The organism is Micromonospora sp. NPDC047753, assembly GCF_040642735.1.
Classification (GTDB): domain Bacteria; phylum Actinomycetota; class Actinomycetes; order Mycobacteriales; family Micromonosporaceae; genus Micromonospora.
The window spans coordinates 1-3,218 of sequence record NZ_JBEYSL010000643.1; the positions used below are offsets into that span (position 1 = coordinate 1).

The window sequence follows — 3,218 nt, forward strand, 5'->3', positions numbered from 1 at the left end:
AATGGCGACAGCTCCGTCACGGCGGCCTGAGATCGGTCGAGCATCGACGACTGTCCGTCACGTTAGCGTTAACAGTGAGCGATTGTCCATAGACTCGAAGACCTGCGCACCGCAGTACGAGGAGACCGTCGAGATGCCCATCTTGGACATGATCTTCAGGACGCCCTTGCCGAGCGCCTTCGCGTAGTTACGCACCGCGGCGGCGGGCTCCACCCCGACCAACGTGCCGGCGGCCGTCATTCGGTCCGGAGCGCCGTCCAACGGCGCGGAGGCCGAATTATGGCCGTAAGCGATCATGTCCTCGACCGACTCGAACGCCAGGTACGGGTTGACCGCCGCCGCGCCGTAGCCGATCAGCACCGCCGCATGGTGCACCTCCCGGCAGTCCCCGGACTCGACGATCAGCGCCGCCCGCGTACGGGTCTGCTCGCGGACGAGGTGCTGGTGCACGGCGGCGGTGAGCAGCAGCGACGGGATCGGCGCCAGGTCGGCGTTGGAGTCCCGGTCGGAGAGCACCAGGATGCGCACCCCGTCCTCGATCGCCTCGGAGACGTGCCGGCAGATCTCGGTCAGCCGCGCCTTGATCCCGGCGGCGCCCTCCCGGATCCGGTACAGCCCGGAGACCCGGACCGCCTTGAAGCCGGGCAGGTCGCCGTCCTCGTCGATGGAGAGGATCTTCGCCAGCTCGTCGTTGTCGAGGATCGGGTGCGGGAGCACGATCTGACGGCAGCTCGCGGCACCCGGGTCGAGCAGGTTGCCCTCCGGCCCGATCGTCGACGCCAGGCTGGTCACCAACTCCTCGCGGATGGCGTCCAACGGCGGGTTGGTGACCTGGGCGAAGAGCTGGTGGAAGTAGTCGTAGAGCAGCCGCGGCCGGGTGGACAGCGGCGCGATCGGGGTGTCCGTACCCATCGAACCGAGCGGCTCGGCGCCGGTGCGGGCCATCGGCCCCAGCAGGATCTTCAGCTCCTCCTGCGTGTAGCCGAAGGTCTGCTGCCGGCGGCGCACCGAGTCGTGCGTGTAGACGGTGTGCTCGCGCGCCGGCAGGTCGTTCAGCTCGATCAGCCCGGCGTGCAGCCACTCGCCGTACGGCTGGGCGGCGGCCAACTCGGACTTGATCTCCTCGTCGTGCACGATCCGCCCGGCCACCGTGTCGACCAGGAACATCCGGCCCGGCTGGAGCCGCCCCTTGGCGACCACGTGGGCCGGGTCGAGGTCGAGCACGCCCGCCTCGGAGCCGAGCACCACGAGCCCGTCGTCGGTCTGCCACCAGCGCCCCGGGCGCAGCCCGTTGCGGTCCAGCACCGCGCCGACGATCTCGCCGTCGGTGAAGGCCACCGACGCCGGGCCGTCCCACGGCTCCATGAGGCTGGCGTGGAAGCGGTAGAAGGCGCGCTTGGCCGGGTCCATCCCCGGGTCGTTCTCCCACGCCTCGGGGATCATCATCAGCACCGCGTGCGGCAGGCTCCGCCCGGCCAGGTGCAGCAACTCCAGGACCTCGTCGAAGTTCGCCGAGTCGGACGCCGCGGGGGTGCAGACCGGGAAGACCCGTCGGATGTTGCCGGGCACGTTCGGCGAGCGCAGGAGCGCCTCGCGGGCCTGCATCCAGTTGCGGTTGCCCCGGATCGTGTTGATCTCGCCGTTGTGGGCGATGAACCGGTACGGGTGCGCCAGCGGCCAGGACGGGAAGGTGTTCGTGGAGAAGCGGGAGTGCACCAGCGCGATGGCGCTGTCCACCCGCTCGTCGCGCAGGTCCGGGTAGAACGCCGGCAACTGGTCGGGCGTGAGCATGCCCTTGTAGACCATGGTGCGGCTGGACAACGACGGGAAGTACGCCGGAACGCCACGCTCGGCGGTCTCCCGCTCGGCCTGCTTACGCAGACAGAACGCCACCCGGTCCAGCTCAAGGCCGCGCAGCGGGGAGCCGGCCGGCCCGTCGGGTGTGTCGGTGAGGCGGTGCGCCGCCAGGAAGAGCTGCCGGACCCGGGGCATCGCCGCCAGGGCGGTCTCGCCCAGGTCACTCGGGTCGATCGGCACGTCCCGCCAACCGAGCAGATCGGCGCCCTCGACCAGTGCGTACTTCTCGACGACCCGGCGGGCACGCGCCTCGGCGGCATCGTCGTCGGGAAGGAAGACCAGCCCGGTGGCGTACTCGCCCGCTGGGGGAAGCGCGACGTCGGCCACCGCGCGCAGGAACGCGTCGGGCACCTGGATCATGATGCCGGCGCCGTCGCCGGTGTTCGGCTCCGCGCCCCGGGCGCCCCGGTGGTCCAGCCGACAGAGCGCGCCGAGCCCGTTGGCGACGACCGAGTGTGAACGCCGGCCGTGCAGGTCCGCCACGAAGGCCACGCCGCAGGCGTCGTGCTCCTGCGCTGGGTCGTAGAGGCCCTGGGCGGACGGACGGGGGTGGGGCGTCGGGGACGCCTGCGGGCTGTGCGGGTGCGGCTGTTCTGTGTCCGCGTACGGCTGAGCCACCGGGCCTCCTGTCGTCACTCAGGTTGGATCATGGTGGGGACGACGTCGGCCCGTGGGTCTATTGAGTCTACGTTAGGGCCGGGGTCGCACGGCCACCCGAGATTGATCACACCGTCCACAGGCTGGGACGTGTAGTCTCGCGCGGTGGATCCGCTGCACAGGCACGTCTTCGACCGGTTGGAACGCTTCTACGACGCGGTGCCCCGCGACGTCGCCGCTGCGGAGGAGCATGGCGCGTTGGTGCTGTTCGTCCGCGAAGGCGCCGGCTGGCCGTTCTATGCCCGCCCCCGGATCGACGCCACCGAGCCGCCGTCGCTGGCCGACGTGGCCTCGGTCCGCGAGCGCCAGCGGAAGCTGGGCCTGCCGGAGGCCTTCGAGTGGGTGCACGAGACGACCCCGGAGCTGCTGGCGGTGGCCCGCTCGGCGGGGCTCAGCGTGCTGGAGGCGCCGCTGATGGTGCTCGACCCGAGCGCGCTGCCCGACCCGGCGACGCTCTCCGACGCGGCGGTGCGGGTGCTGGCCGCTGACTCCCCCGGTTTCGCCGCCGATGTCGCCGCACGGCGTGCCGTGGCAGCGGTGGCGTTCGCCGCCGCCGGCACCGCGCCCGGCGAGGCGGGTCCGGCCGAACGCGACGCCGCCGTCACCGAACTCGAACTGGCCGCGCTCGACGAGGAGCGCGTCCGGATCGCCGACGGGCGACGGATCTCCGCGCTGGCCGGCACGCCGACCGAGGGCTCACTGGC

1 protein-coding gene and 1 pseudogene are annotated in these 3,218 nt (G+C 71.6%); one reads left to right on the forward strand and one right to left on the reverse strand.

The window, feature by feature from the left end; genetic code table 11:
• Positions 1 to 87: 87 nt before the first annotated feature.
• Positions 88 to 2,349 (reverse strand): annotated as a pseudogene (locus tag ABZ749_RS32450) (glutamate synthase central domain-containing protein); the annotation flags it as partial.
• A 279-nt stretch (positions 2,350 to 2,628) separates the two neighbouring features.
• Here ABZ749_RS32450 and ABZ749_RS32455 point away from each other — a divergent pair.
• Positions 2,629 to 3,218 (forward strand): GNAT family N-acetyltransferase (locus ABZ749_RS32455; protein ID WP_357234598.1); only part of this gene is annotated, 590 nt, incomplete at its 3' end.